Here is a 14,599-nt window from a genome sequence, read left to right as displayed (position 1 = left end):
GCCAAAGGCGGCGCGGGCGCGGGAACGCCGCGAGGCGGCCCGCCCCCGAAGGGGTGGGCCGCCTCGCGGTCGGATCGGTGCGCGGGCTCAGAGGCCGTAGCGCTCCCGGGCCTCCTTGACGGAGGACGCCGGGACCTCGCCGCGGCGGGCGAGCTGGGCCAGCGCGGCCACCACGATCGACTGGGCGTCGACACCGAAGTGGCGGCGGGCGCCCTCACGGGTGTCGGACAGACCGAAGCCGTCCGTGCCCAGCGAGGTGTAGTCCTGCTCGACCCACTGGCTGATCTGGTCCGGGACCTGACGCATCCAGTCGGAGACGGCCAGGACCGGGCCCTGGGCGCCCTCCAGCGCGCGGGTGACGTACGGGGTGCGGACCTCGCCGCGCAGCAGAGCCTCGTCGCACTCCAGCGCGTCGCGACGCAGCTCGCCCCACGAGGTGGCGGACCAGACGTCGGCGGAGACGTTCCAGTCGGCGGCGAGGAGCTTCTGCGCCTCCAGCACCCAGTGGATCGCCGTGCCCGAGGCCATGAGCTGGATCTTCGCGGCGTCGGCGGCCGGGGCCGCCTCCGCGAGGTCGGCCGCCGTGTTGAAGCGGTACAGACCCTTGACGATGCCCTCCTCGACGCCCTCGGGCATCGCGGGCTGCACCTTCGGCTCGTTGTAGACCGTCAGGTAGTAGAAGACGTCTTCCGGCGTCTCGCCGTACATGCGGCGCAGACCGTCCTTGACGATCACCGCGATCTCGTACGCGAAGGCCGGGTCGTAGTTCAGCGACGCCGGGTTCGTGGACGCGATCAGGTGCGAGTGGCCGTCCGCGTGCTGGAGGCCCTCGCCGGTCAGCGTGGTGCGACCGGCGGTGGCGCCGACGATGAAGCCCTTGCCGAGCTGGTCGGCGAGCTGCCACATCTGGTCGGCGGTGCGCTGCCAGCCGAACATCGAGTAGAAGATGTAGAACGGGATCATCGGCTCGCCGTGCGTCGCGTACGACGTGCAGGCGGCGATGAAGTCGGCCATGGCGCCGGCCTCGGTGATCCCCTCGTTGAGGATCTGGCCGTCCTTGGCTTCCTTGTAGTACATGAGCTGGTCGCGGTCGACCGGCTCGTACGTCTGGCCCAGCGGCGAGTAGATGCCGGCCGACGGGAAGAGGGACTCCATGCCGAAGGTGCGGGCCTCGTCGGGGACGATCGGCACCCAGCGCTTGCCGGTCTCCTTGTCCCGCATCAGGTCCTTGACGAGGCGGACGAAGGCCATGGTGGTGGCCATCTCCTGCTTGCCGGAACCCTTGAGGAGCGGGGCGAAGGAGCGGTCGGCCGGAGCCGGCAGGGCCACGTGGTGGACCTTGCGGGCCGGGGCGGGGCCGCCGAGCGCCGCGCGGCGCTCGTGCAGGTACCGGACCTCGGGGCTGTCCGCGCCGGGGTGGCCGTAGGGGACGACGCCGTCGGCGAAGGCGCTGTCGGGGATCGGGAGGCCAAGGAGGTCGCGCATGTCCTTGAACTCGTCGATCGTCAGCTTCTTCATCTGGTGGTTCGCGTTCTTCGACTCGAACCCGGCACCCAGCGTGTGGCCCTTGACGGTCTGCGCGAGGATGACCGTCGGCGCGCCCTTGTGGGCGAGGGCGGCCTTGTACGCGGCGTAGACCTTGCGGGGCTCGTGGCCGCCGCGCGAGGTGTGGAAGCACTCGGCGATCTTCGCGTCGGACAGGACGCCGGCCAGCTGCACGAGCTCGGCGTTGGCGCCGAAGAAGTGCTGGCGGATGTACGCCACGTCGCGGGTCGCGTAGGTCTGGAACTGCGCGTCCGGTACCTCGCGGATGCGACGGACCAGGGCGCCCGTGGTGTCGAGCTGGAACAGCTCGTCCCAGGCGGAGCCCCACAGGGTCTTGATGACGTTCCAGCCGGCGCCGCGGAACTGGGCCTCCAGTTCCTGGACCACGCGGAAGTTGGCGCGGACCGGACCGTCGAGGCGCTGCAGGTTGCAGTTGATGACGAAGGTCAGGTTGTCGAGCTGCTCGCGCGAGGCCAGGGCCAGGGCGGCGGTCGACTCGGGCTCGTCCATCTCGCCGTCGCCGAGGAAGGCCCAGACGTGCGAGTTGGCGGTGTCCTTGATGTTCCGGTTCTGCAGGTAGCGGTTGAAGCGCGCCTGGTAGATCGCGGAGAGGGGGCCGAGGCCCATGGAGACCGTGGGGAACTCCCACAGCCACGGCAGGCGCCGCGGGTGCGGGTAGGAGGGCAGGCCGTTGCCGCCGGACTCCTGGCGGAAGTTGTCGAGCTGCTGCTCGGAGACGCGTCCGTCGAGGAAGGCGCGGGCGTAGATGCCGGGGGAGGCGTGGCCCTGGATGTAGAGCTGGTCGCCCGATCCGTCGGTCTCCTTCCCGCGGAAGAAGTGCTGGAAGCCGGTCTCGTAGAGCCAGGCGGCGGAGGCGAAGGTGGCGATGTGGCCGCCGACGCCGTACTTGGAGCCGCGGGTCACCATGGCGGCCGCGTTCCAGCGGTTCCAGGCGGTGATCTTGGCTTCCATCGCCTCGTCACCGGGGAACTCGGGTTCCGCGGAGGTGGGGATGGTGTTGACGTAGTCCGTCTCCAGCAGCTTGGGCAGGGCGAGGCCGGCGGCCTCGGCGTGCTGGAGGGTGCGGCGGAGCAGGTACTCGGCGCGGCGCGAACCGGCGGCCTTTGCGACGGCGTCGAGGGAGGCCGCCCATTCGGCGGTCTCCTCGGTGTCGCGGTCCGGGAGCTGGTCGAGCTCGCTCGGAAGCTTTCCTACGGGGTCGGACATCGGTGTGCGCCGCCTTCCGGACAAAGGAGAGGAGGTGGTGAAGAAAACCCTGACGGGCAGGACAGGGTCGATGGGCCCGGGTGGGGTCCGCGTCGACTGTAAAGCGCTGATCGATGATCGATCAAATAAAAGTGACGAATAAATGTCGCTGTGACGAAAGTCGGCACCGGGTGCCATGAACGCAGGCACGCCGTGCCGGTGGATTCAGTACAGGGCCTGGCACCGGAGGGCCCCTTGAGGAATCCTCAAAACCCCAGGTCAAATAGGGTTTCGCAGGGTAAGGGAAAGGCCGGCGGCGAGCCCGCCGGCAAAAGGATCAAGCGCGCGGGGCGCAACCCAGGACATGCCGCTTCACGAGCAGAGCGATGTCCGGATCCTGGGCACGGAAGGCGGCCACGAGGGCTTCGTGCTCCTCGGCGTAGGACTTCTGGACGGTCCCCAGCCAGCGGATGGACAGGGCCGTGAACACCTCGATGCCCAGGCTCTCCCAGGTGTGCAGCAGGACGCTGTTCCCGGCCGCCCGGACCATCTCCCGGTGGAAGCCCACGGTGTGCCGCACCTGCGCCGTGCCGTCCTCGGTGCGGTCGGCCTCCCACAGGGCCGCCACGTGCGGTTCCAGGGCCGAGCAGTCGGCCGCCAGCCGGGGAGCCGCGAGCTCCGCCGCGATCTGCTCCAGGCCGGCCCGGACCGGGTAGATCTCCTCCAGATCGGCCGCCGAGAGGTTCCGTACGCGGACCCCCTTGTTCGGGGCCGACTCGATCAGGCGCAGCGTCTCCAGCTCGCGCAGGGCCTCCCGCACGGGCGTCTGGCTGACCTCCAGCTCCACCGCGATCCGCCGCTCGACGATCCGCTCCCCGGGCTTCCAACGGCCGCTGACGATCCCCTCCACGATGTGCTCGCGGATCTGCTCGCGCAGCGAGTGCACGACGGGTGGGGTGATCATCGGCGCTTCAACTCCTGGGTGGGGGCACGCGGGGCCTGATGCGTAGACAATACGGCCGTCGTGGCCTGCTGCGATGCGTTCCCGGTCGGGGACTGAGGGTGAGGCTCGTTACAACGACGGCGCCCCCGCCCGGACGAATCCGGGCGGGGGCGCCGCAATCGACGGCACGGGCCGTGCGCGGGGACCCTTACAGGCCGAGCTCGACCTCGAACTCGCCGGCCTCCAGGATGGCCTTGACGGCCGTGAGGTACCGGGCCGCGTCCGCGCCGTCCACCAGGCGGTGGTCGTAGGACAGGGTCAGGTACGTCATGTCGCGGATGCCGATGTTGGTGCCCTCGGCGGTCTCGATGACCACCGGACGCTTGACCGTGGCACCGATGCCCAGGATGGCGACCTGGTTCGGGGGCACGATCACCGTGTCGAACAGCGCGCCGCGCGAGCCGGTGTTGCTGATGGTGAAGGTCGCGCCCGACAGCTCGTCCGGCGTGATCTTGTTGCCGCGGACCTTGCCGGCCAGGTCGGCCGTGGCCTTGGAGATGCCCGCCAGGTTGAGGTCACCGGCACCCTTGATGACCGGGGTCATCAGGCCCTTCTCGGAGTCCACGGCGATGCCGATGTTCTCCGAGTCGAAGTAGGTGATGGTGCCCTCGTCGTCGTTGATCCGGGCGTTGACGACCGCGTGGGCCTTCAGCGCCTGGGCGGCGGCCTTGACGAAGAACGGCATCGGGGACAGCTTGACGCCCTCGCGGGCGAGGAAGCCGGCCTTGGCCTTCTCGCGCAGCTTCATGATCTTGGTGATGTCCACCTCGACCACGGAGCTGAGCTGCGCCTGCGAGTGCAGGGCCTTCATCATGTTGTCGCCGATGACCTTGCGCATGCGGGTCATCTTGACGGTCTGACCGCGCAGCTCGGACACCGCGGCGGCCGGAGCCTTCGCGGCCGGGGCTGCGGCGGCCGGAGCCGGGGCGGCAGCGGCGGCCTTGGCGGCCTCGGCGGCGGCCAGGACGTCCTGCTTGCGGATGCGGCCACCGACACCGGTGCCCGTGACCGAGGACAGGTTGACGCCGGACTCCGAGGCGAGCTTGCGCACCAGCGGGGTCACGTACGCGCCCTCGTCACCGGCGGAGACCGGGGCGGCGGGGGCGACGGGCGCCGGAGCCGCGACCGGGGCCGGAGCCGCGACCGGAGCCGGGGCGGCCACCGGGGCCGGCGCCGGAGCGGCGGCGGCGGGCGCGGCCACGACCGGAGCCGGGGCGGCGACCGGAGCGGCCGGAGCGACCGGAGCGGCCGGAGCCGGAGCGGCCGCGGGGGCCGGAGCGGCGGCGGCCGGGGCGGCGGCGGGAGCCGCGCCCGCGACACCGATGACGGCCAGACGGGCGCCGACCTCGGCGGTCTCGTCCTCGCCGACCAGGATTTCGAGCAGGGTGCCACCGACCGGCGCGGGAATCTCGGTGTCGACCTTGTCGGTGGACACCTCCAGCAGCGGCTCGTCGGCCTCGACGGTCTCGCCGACCGACTTCAGCCAACGGGTGACGGTGCCCTCGGTGACGGACTCGCCCAGCGCGGGCAGCACGACGTCCGTGCCGGACGCGGCCGGAGCGGCGGCGGCGGGGGCCTCGGCGGCCGGAGCCGGCGCGGCCGGGGCCTCGGCGGCGGGCGCCGGGGCGGCCGGGGTCTCGGCGACCACGGTCTCGGCCTCCGGAGCGGCGGCCGGGGCCGGGGCGCCGGAGCCGTCGTCGATGACGGCCAGCTCGGCGCCGACCTCGACGGTCTCGTCCTCGGCGACCTTGATGGAGGCCAGGATGCCGGAGACGGGGGAGGGGATCTCGGTGTCGACCTTGTCGGTCGAGACCTCGAGCAGCGGCTCGTCGGCCTCGACGCGCTCGCCCTCGGCCTTCAGCCAACGGGTGACAGTGCCCTCAGTGACGCTCTCGCCGAGCGCCGGAAGGGTTACGGAAACCGACATGGTTTCTGTTGCTCCTTACGAAAGTGCGGAAGTGGTCGTCGCGCCCGTGACGAATCAGTCGTGGGAGTGCAGCGGCTTGCCGGCCAGGGCCAGGTGGGCCTCGCCGAGCGCCTCGTTCTGGGTCGGGTGCGCGTGGATGAGCTGCGCGACCTCGGCGGGCAGGGCTTCCCAGTTGTAGATCAGCTGGGCTTCGCCGACCTGCTCGCCCATGCGGTCACCGACCATGTGGACGCCGACCACGGCACCGTCCTTGACCTGGACGAGCTTGATCTCGCCCGCGGTCTTGAGGATCTTGCTCTTGCCGTTGCCCGCCAGGTTGTACTTGAGGGCGACGACCTTGTCCGCGCCGTAGATCTCCTTGGCCTTGGCCTCGGTGATGCCGACGGAGGCGACCTCGGGGTGGCAGTACGTGACGCGCGGGACACCGTCGTAGTCGATCGGGACGGCCTTCAGGCCGGCCAGACGCTCCGCGACCAGGATGCCCTCGGCGAAGCCGACGTGCGCCAGCTGGAGGGTCGGGACGAGGTCACCGACGGCCGAGATGGTCGGCACGTTGGTCTGCATGTACTCGTCGACCAGGACGTAGCCGCGGTCCATCGCGACGCCCTGCTCCTCGTAGCCCAGGCCCTGCGAGACCGGGCCGCGGCCGACCGCGACCAGCAGCACCTCGGCCTCGAAGGTCTTGCCGTCGGCGAGGGTGACGCGTACGCCGTTCTCGGTGTACTCGGCCTTGTCGAAGAAGGTGCCGAGGTTGAACTTGATGCCGCGCTTGCGGAACGCGCGCTCCAGCAGCTTCGAGCTGTTCTCGTCCTCGACCGGCACGAGGTGCTTGAGGCCCTCGATGACGGTGATGTCGGAGCCGAAGGACTTCCACGCCGAGGCGAACTCGACGCCGATGACGCCGCCGCCCAGGACGATCGCCGACTCGGGGACGCGGTCCAGGACCAGCGCGTGGTCCGAGGAGATGATGCGGTTGCCGTCGATCTGCAGGCCCGGCAGCGACTTCGGCACGGAGCCGGTCGCCAGCAGGACGTGGCGGCCCTGGACGCGCTGACCGTTGACGTCGACGGACGTCGGGGAGGACAGGCGGCCCTCACCCTCGATGTAGGTCACCTTGCGGGAGGCGACCAGGCCCTGGAGGCCCTTGTACAGGCCCGAGATGACCTCGTCCTTGTACTTGTGCACGCCCGCGATGTCGATGCCCTCGAAGGAGGCCTTGACACCGAACTGGGCGGCCTCGCGCGCCTGGTCGGCGACCTCACCGGCGTGCAGCAGAGCCTTCGTGGGGATGCAGCCGTTGTGCAGGCAGGTGCCACCGAGCTTGTTCTTCTCGATCAGCGCAACGTCGAGACCCAGCTGGGATGCGCGGAGAGCCGCGGCGTAACCGCCACTGCCACCGCCGAGGATCACTAGGTCGAAAACGGTGCTGGCGTCGTTCGCCACGTCACGTCCTCCATGCATGTGCGCCGGGCACCGGTCCTCTGTGACCGGGCGGCGGCTGGTAATCGGCCGCTTGTTTCTTCGGCCCTGTGGTGGGGGCCCTGTCCTGCCGAGAACCCATCTTCGCATTTGTCGGGGGAACGCGGGACGCCGGGCCCCGGGTGTGGACGGTCGTTCCGTCCGAAGTGAGGGTTACCGCTGCGTAGAAACCTACTGATCCTCAAGGTTTCTTCCAGAGCGAACGCGCCCCGGGACCACGAACGGGTCCCGGGGCGCGTTCCGCACGTCACACCGGTCGTCTCACGGACCGGTACGTCAGCCCAGGTCGCCCGTGGCGGTGCGCTCGGCGAGCCGCACCAGGGTGCGCACGGCCGAGCCGGTGCCGCCCTTGGGGGTGTACCCGTACGGGGCGCCCTCGTGGAAGGCCGGACCCGCGATGTCCAGGTGGGCCCAGGTGATGCCCTCGCCGACGAACTCGCGCAGGAAGAGGCCGGCCACCAGACCGCCGCCCATGCGGACACCCATGTTGGCGATGTCGGCGGTGGGGGAGTCCATGGACTTGCGCAGGTCCTCGGGGAGCGGCATCGGCCAGGAGGACTCGCCGACCTCCTCCGCGATCTCGTGGATCGAGGTGCGGAAGGCGTCGTCGTTCGCCATGATCCCGAAGGTGCGGTCGCCCAGGGCCAGCACCATCGCGCCGGTCAGGGTCGCCACGTCGACGATCGCGTCCGGGTTGTCCTCGGAGGCCTTGGTCAGCGCGTCGCCCAGGACCAGACGGCCCTCGGCGTCGGTGTTCAGGACCTCGACGGTCTTGCCGCTGTACATGCGCAGCACGTCGCCGGGCTTGGTGGCGGAGCCGGAGGGCATGTTCTCGGCGAGCGCGAGCCAGCCGGTGACGTTGACCCGCAGGCCCAGCTTCGCGGCCGCGACGACGGCGGCGAAGACGGCGGCGGCGCCGGCCATGTCGCACTTCATCGTCTCGTTGTGGCCGGCCGGCTTGAGGGAGATGCCGCCCGAGTCGTAGGTGATGCCCTTGCCGACGAAGGCCAGGCTCTTCTCCGCCTTGGCGTGCGTGTAGGTGAGCTTCACCAGGCGCGGCGGGTTCTCGGAGCCCTTGCCGACGCCCATGATGCCGCCGTAGCCGCCCTTGACGAGGGCCTTCTCGTCGAGGATCTGGACCTTGATGCCGTTCTCCTTCGCGGTCGCGGACGCGACGGCGGCGAAGGCCTCGGGGGTGAGGTCGTTCGGCGGGGTGTTGATCAGGTCACGGGCGATGTTGACCTCGGTCGCGACGATCGTGGCGCGCTCGGCCGCGGCCTTGTGCTCCTTGTCGCGCGGCTTGGCGCCGAGCAGGGCCACCTCGGCCAGGGGCTGCTTGGGGCCGGAGTTCTTGCCGTTGCCGGCCTTCTTCTCGCCGCCCTGGTAGGCGGTGAAGGCGTACGCGCCCAGCAGCGCGCCCTCGGCGACGGCGGTGACGGCGGAGGCGTCGTCCAGGGGGAGTGCGAAGGCGGCCTTCTTCGTACCGTGCAGGGCGCGGGAGGCGGAGCCGGCGGCGCGGCGCAGCACCTCCTCGTCGAAGGACTCGTCCGCCTCGGGCGCGGTGCCCAGCCCGACCGCCAGCACGACGGGGACCTTGAGACCGGCCGGTGCGGGCAGCTTCGTGATCTCACCTTCGGCGCCGGAGGCACCGAGGGCGTCGAGCACGGCGGAGAGCTTTCCGTCGAACGCCTTGTCCACGGCCTCGGCGCCGGCGGCCACGAGGAGGCCCTTCGGGCCCTTGGCCACGCCGACCACGAGGGCGTCGGCGCGCAGCGTCGCTGCGCCGGCGGTGCTGAGAGTCAGAGCAGTCACGGTGGTGAGGTCTCGCTTCCGTTTGTGTATGGGGAGCTGGTGGTGGTACCGGGATCGCCGGCCGCTTCCGCAGCGATCGTATTCCGGCGCGGCGGCCGCCGGAAACGAGCCTACGCGCACGTACTCGCCCGTACGTCACTCGAAGGTTTGGCAACTTGTTCGATCAATGCGCCGCGAGGTTCACCCATCTGTGGACTCTGCTCCAGGTTTGCCTCTTAGACCTGACGGGGTCCGAGAGGATCGAGCCGCTCTCGCAAGGGGACGCGGGGTTCCTTTGCATGATTTCCACAGAGCCTCACCCGTTCGGCCCTCCGCCTGTGGCCGGCACCGGGGAGGCCTGCGGGGGGAAGGCCGAAATGGTCAACAAGAACCGGATGAACAGGGTCGCCGCCGCCATGGCCGCGGCAGCTCTGATGTCCGTGGCAGTACCCGCCGCGACCGCGCACGCCGCGGCCGTGACACCGCGCGTCGACCTGAAGGTGCTGGTCGTCGACGACGGTGGCAGCTCCGTCGAGGCGATCACCGCCGAGCTGCGCGACACCGGAGTGCCGTTCACCCGCGTCGACCTGGGCAGCCCCACGCGCCCGGTCATCAACGCGGCGTTCCTCAGCGACACCGTGGACGGTCGGCCCCGGGCCAAGTACCAGGGCGTGGTCCTGCCCAACGAGAACCCGTTCGGCGCGGGCTCCGCCGAGATGACCGCGCTGAGCGCGTACGAGACGACGTACGGGATCCGCCAGGTCGACGCCTACACCTGGGCCCACCCGGGAGTGGGTCTGGAGTACACGGACAACGGAGGCTTCAGCGGCAGCCTGGACGGCACGCCGGCCACGGTCACCGCGGCCGGCAAGGCGGGCCCCTTCGCCTACCTCGGCGGTCAGGTCACCTTCGAGGACAACTCCCCGCTGGTGCCCGAGAGCTACGGCTTCATGGGCAAGCCGCGCGCCGGCTACACCAGCTACCTCGACGCCCCCGTCGGCTCCGGGCGGGCCTCGCTCGTCGGCGAGTACACCCACGACGGGCGCAGCGAGCTGGTCGTCACCTTCGGCTACAACCAGCACCAGCAGCAGTTCCGGCTGCTCGCCCGGGGCATCGTCGAGTGGCTCACGCAGGGCGTCCACCTGGGCCAGAGCCGCAACTACTTCGCCGTCCACGTCGACGACGTCTTCGCCCCGGACGCCCGCTGGAACAAGGAGCTCAACTGCACGCCCGGCGACTACGCCTGCGCGGGCGGCGAGGGCAAGGAGAGCACCATCCGGATGACGGCCGCCGACGCGCAGTACGCGGCGCAGTGGCAGACGTCGAAGAACTTCAAGCTCGACCTGCTCTTCAACGCGGGCGCCGGCGAGGAGTGGAAGGCCGAGAACGGCGGGGTCGACGCCCTGACGGACCGGCTGGTGGCCGACCGGGCCAAGTACCGGTGGATGAACCACACCTACACGCACCCGTTCCTCGGCTGCGTGCAGGACACCACCACCGTGCCGTGGACCTGCACCAAGAACGCCCAGGGCGCGATCAACTGGATGAGCCGGGCCGAGATCTCCGCGCAGATCCGCGACAACAACAACTGGGCCGCGTCCAAGGGCATCGTCACCGACCGCACCGAGCTGGTGACCGGCGAGCACTCGGGGCTGAAGACCGCCCCGCAGCAGCCCCAGGACAACCCCAACCTCGCGGGCGCCCTCGCCGACAACGGCGTCAAGTGGGCCGGCAGCGACAACTCCCGCGAACCCGCCCAGCGGGCCGTCGGCGCCGCCCTGACCGTCCCCCGCCACCCGATGAACGTGTACTACAACACGGGCACCAATGCGGAGATGGCCGACGAGTACAACTGGATCTACACCAGCCGGGCCGACGGCGGCAGCGGCATCTGCGAGGACAACCCGGCGACCTCGACCTGCCTGCCGGCCCCGCTCGACGTCAACACGGGCTACCTGAACACCATCGTGCCCGCCGAGGCCCGCACCGCGCTGCGCCACGTCCTCGCCAACGACCCGCGCCCGCACTACGTGCACCAGTCCAACCTCGCCGAGGACCGCACCCTCTACCCCGTGCTCAACCAGGTCCTCGACACCTACCGGTCCCTGTACGCGACCTCCGCGCCGATCGTCAACCAGAGCATGAAGGACACCGGTCTCGAACTGACCCGCCGCACCGCCTGGGACAAGGCGCTCGCCGCGGGCCAGGTCACCGCATACAAGATCGGCAAGGACGTCACCGTCAAGGCGCCCGCCGGGGTCCTCGCCCCGATCACCGCGCCCAACGGGACGAAGAAGCAGCTGCTGCTCGGCACCACCGACTTCGGCGCCGCCTACGCCGGGAACCTCTCCGGCTGGACCGGCCCCGCGCTGCTCCAGAGCGCGGTGACGCTCCGCCTGCCCAGCTGATCCACCTCCGCACCACCACACATCGCACGGGCGAGTGAGCCGAAGGGGGCGCGGCGGGCAGACCGTCGCGCCCCCCGAGGCGAACCGAGCCCGACACAGAGCAGAGAGTCCTGGGGGGACACACCGAAATGAGCCATGGGCGTCACGTCACCATGCTCACCGAAGGAACCTATCCGCACGTCCACGGAGGCGTCAGCACCTGGTGCGACCAACTGGTCCGCGGCATGCCGGAAGTCGACTTCAACGTCATAGCCCTGACCGGCTCCGGTCGCGAGCCGGTCACCTGGGAACTGCCGCGCAACGTCTACCGGCACACCGCCGTGCCGCTCTGGGGCCCGCCCCCGTCCCGGACCCGCCGGCTCGCCCTGCGGGGCAAGGCCCGCCGCCTGTTCCACGAGACGTACGAAGCCTTCCTGCTCTCCCTCGTCGACCCGGACCGGGGCGCCTTCTCCGACGCCCTCGGCGAGTTCACCCGCCTCGCCCGCGCCGGCCGCCTCGCCCCGGCCCTGCGCTCCGAGTCGGTGCTGCGCCTGCTGATGGAGGTGTGGACCCGCCCCGGGCTGCCCACCGCCGAGGCGAAGCCCACCATCCACGACGCGCTCACCGCCACCGACCTGCTGGAACACGCCCTGCGCCCGCTGTCCGTGCGGATCCCGCCCGACAGCGTCGCGCACGCCGTCAGCAGCGGCCTCGCCACGCTCCCGGCCCTCGCCGCCAAACGCCTCGACGGGGTACCGTTCCTGCTCACCGAGCACGGCATCTACCTGCGCGAGCGCTACCTCGGCTACCGCACCGCGGCCCAACGCTGGCCCGTCAAGGCCCTGATGCTCGGCTTCTACCGCGAGCTGAACACCGAGGGCTACCGCCAGGCCGACCTGATCACCCCCGTCAACCAGTACAACCGCCGCTGGGAGGAACGCGGGGGCGCCGACTCCGAACGCATCCGCACCGTCTACAACGGCGTCGACCCGCACGCCTTCCCCGAGGCCGGTCCCGAACCCGAGGTGCCCACCCTCAGCTGGTGCGGTCGCATCGACCCCATCAAGGACCTCGAAACCCTCATCCGCGCCTACGCCTTCATGCGCGCCGAACTGCCCGCCCTGCGCCTGCGCCTCTTCGGCCCGGTCCCGGCCGGCTGCGAGGACTACCGGATCCGCCTGGAGAAGCTCGCCGCCGAACTGGGCGTCACCGACGGCATCACCTACGAGGGCCGCGTCGAACAGGTCGCGCGGGCCTACGCGGCCGGCAGCGTCGTCATGCTCTCCTCCATCAGCGAGGGCTTCCCCTTCAGCATCATCGAGGCCATGTCCTGCGGCCGCACCACCGTCTCCACCGACGTCGGCGGGGTCCGCGAGGCCGTCGGGGACACCGGGCTCGTCGTACCGCCCCGCGAGCCCGAGACCATGGCCCGCGCCACCCTCGCCCTGCTCCGCGACGACGAACGCCGCGCCGAGCTGGGCCGGATGTCCCGCAAGAGGGTGGTGGAGAAGTTCACCCTCCACCAGTCCGTCGACGGCTTCCGGCACATCTACCGCGAACTCGCCGGCCAGCCCGTCCTGCCCGTCCACGCGGGCGACGACTGGACGCAGCGCCTCGCCGACCCCTGGTACCGGGAACTCGCGGCCGACGGGAGCCTGTGGTGAGCGGATCCCTCTGGCTCAAGCCCCCCGGCCCCGAAGGCGGCTGGGTCCGCCTCGGCCACCGCGCGTCCCACGGCGCCGGCGGCGCGGCCGACCACCGTACCGACACCCTCACGGCGCCGCCCCGGCCGCGCCCCGCGGGCACGGCCGCCGACCCGATGGACGAACTCGCCGAACGCCTCGACGCGTTCGTCTCCGCCGCCGTCCACCCCGACGAGATCGCCGCCGTCCTGGAATCCGACGGCATGAACGACGAGTACATCCGCCTCACCTACGGCCGCCGGGACTCCTTCGCCCTCGCCGAGGAGCTCTACGCCCGCGTGCCGCGCTCCTTCCCGGAGCCCGACCGCGTCCCCGACCCCTGGAGGGTCTCCCTCACCGCCTGCCTGCTGCGCGGGGTGATCTTCGCCCTGCCGGGGCTCGCCTACGTCCTCGGAGCCCCCCTCCTCGAAGGGCCCCCGGACCGGCTCGGGCTCCCCGCCGGAACCCTGACCCTGCTCGCCGGCGCGCTCATCGGCTGGGTGTGGGACCAGACCCTGTCCCACCGCGCCTACTCCTGGCTCGGCCTCGGCGACCGGGCCGCCGCCGGCCGCACCCTGCTCGTCGGCGCCCCCGTCGGGGCCCTGCTCGGGACCGCCGCCGCGTGCGCGGTGCCGGGCGGGCCGCCGTTCTCGTACGCCTTCGCCGCGGGCCAGGCCCTGTACGTCGGCGCGGCGACCGTCCTGCTCGTCCTGGGCCGGGAACGGGTGCTGCTCGCCGCGCTCGGCCCGATGGCCGCCGGGGCGCTGCTCGCGCTCGTCGCGGACCCGCCCGTGCCGGTGCGGATCGGGCTCCTGCTGGTGTCCCTGCTGGCCGCCTGCGTCCTGGCCGTACGGGAACTGCCCCTCGCCCGGGGGCTGCGGGCCGCCCGGCGCCGGCTGCGCGAGCGGCTGCGGCGCCGCCCCGGCGAGGGCGGGCCGGTGCGCTGGCGGATGCTGCGCGGCGCCGAGGAGGACCGCGCCCGCCGCGGCCCCCGCATCGGCGACTCGGTGCCCTACGGGGTCTTCGGCCTGGGCACCGGCCTGCTCGTGCTGTACGCCGCCCTGGGGGAGGTCCTCGCCGGAGGCCCCGCCGAGGCGGTCGCGGCACCCTCCGCCGTGGCCCTCACCCTCAGCATGGGCCCCGCCGAATGGCTGCTCCACCGCTTCCGCAGCGGCAGCCTCGCGGGGCTGCGCGGAGCCCGGTCGCCCCGGGCCTTCCGGCGGCGGATGCTCGTCACCCTGGCCCGCTGCCTCGCGCTCTACCTGGCGGTGCTGCTGGTCCTCGGCGTCGCCGGGACCCTGCTGTGGCCCGACGCCCCCGGGCTGACGGGCCTGCGCGTGGCCACCCTGCTGCTGCTCGGCGCCGTCATGTGGACCGGGCTGCTCCTGCAGTCCTTCGGCGCGGTCCGTCCGGCGGCCGTGGTCTGCGCCTCGGCGGCCGTCGTCCAGAGCCTGGCCCTGCTGGTCGGCGTCGGCCGGCCGGGCGCGGTCCAGGTGACGGTGGCGGCCGGCGCGGCCTGCGCCCTGGCCGTGCTCGTCTGCCTGCTCCTGGGCCGCGCCACCGCACACCGCTGACCGCC

At 71.6% G+C, this 14,599-nt stretch carries 8 protein-coding genes; 3 read left to right on the top strand and 5 right to left on the bottom strand.

Annotation, left to right across the window (positions count from 1 at the left end):
- Window positions 1-87 precede the first annotated feature (87 nt).
- The 5 genes from aceE to AB0D01_RS19935 all read right to left on the bottom strand — a co-directional run bounded on the left by aceE (window position 88) and on the right by AB0D01_RS19935 (window position 8,972).
- Complete coding sequence (gene aceE, locus AB0D01_RS19955; protein ID WP_363056955.1) at window positions 88-2,772, bottom strand: pyruvate dehydrogenase (acetyl-transferring), homodimeric type; 2,685 nt, start codon at window positions 2,770-2,772, stop codon at window positions 88-90.
- Window positions 2,773-3,088: 316 nt separating this feature from the next.
- Window positions 3,089-3,712, bottom strand: a complete 624-nt coding sequence (locus AB0D01_RS19950) for a GntR family transcriptional regulator (protein WP_363057048.1) — start codon at window positions 3,710-3,712, stop codon at window positions 3,089-3,091.
- 190 nt (window positions 3,713-3,902) lie between these two features.
- Entirely contained in the window at window positions 3,903-5,681 is a 1,779-nt protein-coding gene (gene sucB, locus AB0D01_RS19945) for a 2-oxoglutarate dehydrogenase, E2 component, dihydrolipoamide succinyltransferase (RefSeq protein ID WP_363056953.1), read from the bottom strand.
- 54 nt (window positions 5,682-5,735) lie between these two features.
- Window positions 5,736-7,124, bottom strand: a complete 1,389-nt coding sequence (gene lpdA, locus AB0D01_RS19940; protein WP_363056951.1) for a dihydrolipoyl dehydrogenase — start codon at window positions 7,122-7,124, stop codon at window positions 5,736-5,738.
- 312 nt (window positions 7,125-7,436) lie between these two features.
- The gene (locus AB0D01_RS19935) at window positions 7,437-8,972 is read right to left on the bottom strand and encodes a leucyl aminopeptidase (RefSeq protein ID WP_363056949.1); all 1,536 of its coding nucleotides are present in this window, start codon (window positions 8,970-8,972) and stop codon (window positions 7,437-7,439) included.
- A 356-nt stretch (window positions 8,973-9,328) separates the two neighbouring features.
- Between AB0D01_RS19935 and AB0D01_RS19930 the strand changes: the two genes are divergently transcribed.
- From AB0D01_RS19930 to AB0D01_RS19920, 3 genes are all read left to right on the top strand, one after another.
- Window positions 9,329-11,359 carry a hypothetical protein gene (locus tag AB0D01_RS19930; RefSeq protein ID WP_363056947.1) on the top strand — a complete coding sequence of 677 codons (2,031 nt, stop codon included), beginning with the start codon at window positions 9,329-9,331 and terminating at the stop codon, window positions 11,357-11,359.
- Window positions 11,360-11,487: 128 nt separating this feature from the next.
- Window positions 11,488-13,002, top strand: a complete 1,515-nt coding sequence (pelF, locus tag AB0D01_RS19925) for a GT4 family glycosyltransferase PelF (protein ID WP_363056945.1) — start codon at window positions 11,488-11,490, stop codon at window positions 13,000-13,002.
- Window positions 12,999-14,594: a hypothetical protein gene (locus AB0D01_RS19920; RefSeq protein ID WP_363056943.1), complete on the top strand. Its 1,596-nt coding sequence runs from the start codon at window positions 12,999-13,001 to the stop codon at window positions 14,592-14,594. The genes pelF and AB0D01_RS19920 overlap by 4 nt, the downstream gene beginning before the upstream one ends.
- Window positions 14,595-14,599 lie beyond the last annotated feature (5 nt).

Source organism: Streptomyces sp. NPDC048606, assembly GCF_040650855.1.
Taxonomy (GTDB): Bacteria; Actinomycetota; Actinomycetes; order Streptomycetales; family Streptomycetaceae; genus Streptomyces.
Note: the sequence above shows the minus strand (reverse complement) of the source record. Positions and strands in the feature narration are given on the sequence as shown.

Bases quoted from the DNA above. Each gene is read 5' to 3' on its own strand.
- aceE (WP_363056955.1), bottom strand. From the start codon at position 2,772: ATGTCCGACCCCGTAGGAAAGCTTCCGAGCGAGCTCGACCAGCTCCCG.
- sucB (WP_363056953.1), bottom strand. From the start codon at position 5,681: ATGTCGGTTTCCGTAACCCTTCCGGCGCTCGGCGAGAGCGTCACTGAG.
- AB0D01_RS19930 (WP_363056947.1), top strand. From the start codon at position 9,329: ATGGTCAACAAGAACCGGATGAACAGGGTCGCCGCCGCCATGGCCGCG.
- pelF (WP_363056945.1), top strand. From the start codon at position 11,488: ATGAGCCATGGGCGTCACGTCACCATGCTCACCGAAGGAACCTATCCG.